This is a genomic window from Kitasatospora sp. MY 5-36, assembly GCF_001182915.1.
Classification (GTDB): Bacteria; Actinomycetota; Actinomycetes; order Streptomycetales; family Streptomycetaceae; genus Kitasatospora.
On sequence record NZ_LFVW01001289.1, the window covers coordinates 1 to 1,004 of the forward strand.

Below are 1,004 nucleotides of genomic sequence, written 5' to 3' on the forward strand. Positions count from 1 at the left end.
CGGGTACGGGCAGGCCGGGCGCGCCGAGGTGACCGCGCGCACCTGGGAGGCGGTCGGGGACCTGCTGCTGTGGCACTACGCCGAGGTGCTGGCGGAGCACCGCGGAGTGCGGCTGCCGTCCGCCGCCCCGGCGTCGGCCGCGCCGGTGGCGCCCGCCCTGTCGGAGGAGCTGCCGGCATGAGCTCCGTTCCCGACGGCGGGGCGCCTACGGCCGGCGCCTCGCCGATCGCCGGTGAGGCTCCGATGGCCGGCAGGGTCTCGGCGACCGGCGAGGCGCTGACGATCGTCCGGCTCGCCAACTTCGTCACCCCGGTCTCCGGCGGTCTGCGCACCGCGCTGCGCCACCTCGGTGTCGGGTACCGGGCCGCCGGGCACCGTCCGGTGCTGATCGTCCCCGGGGAGCGGCGCTCCGAGGAGGAGACCGAGCAGGGCGTGGTGGTCACCCTGCCCGGCCCGGTGCTGCCGGCCAGCGGCGGCTACCGGCTGCTCACCGACCGGCGGGCCGTCGCCGCCGAGCTGACCAGGTTCTCCCCCGACCGGCTGGAGGTGTCCGACCGCACCACGCTGCGCTGGACCGGCGCCTGGGCGCGGCGGCACGGCGTGCGCTCGGTGATGGTCTCGCACGAGAGCGCCGCCGGCCTGCTGCGCACCTGGGGCCTGCCCGGTCCGCTGGCGGGCGCGACGGCCGACCGGTTCAACGCGGCCACCGCCCGCGCCTACGACTCGGTGCTCTGCACCACCGACTGGGCGGCGGCGGAGTTCCGGCGGATCGGCACCCCGAACCTGGTCCGGGCCCCACTGGGGGTGGACCTCGACGCGATGCGCCCGCTGCCGCCGACCGCACGGGCGGCCGAGCGGGCCCGGTACGCCGCTCCGGACGAGACGCTGCTGGTGCTCTGCTCCCGGCTCTCGGCGGAGAAGCGGCCCGAGCGGGCGATCGAGGCGCTGGCCGCCCTGCGGGCCCGGCGGCGGCCCGCGGTGCTGGTGGTGGCCGGCACCGGGCC

Annotated in this window: 1 protein-coding gene and 1 pseudogene; both read left to right on the forward strand. The window is 78.6% G+C overall.

Features of this window, described 5'->3' with window-relative positions; genetic code table 11:
- Positions 1-181: pseudogene (locus tag AE652_RS42015) on the forward strand (glycosyltransferase family 1 protein); the annotation flags it as partial.
- 62 nt (positions 182-243) lie between these two features.
- Positions 244-1,004: glycosyltransferase (locus tag AE652_RS42020; protein ID WP_049661405.1), on the forward strand; the 761-nt coding region annotated here is incomplete at its 3' end.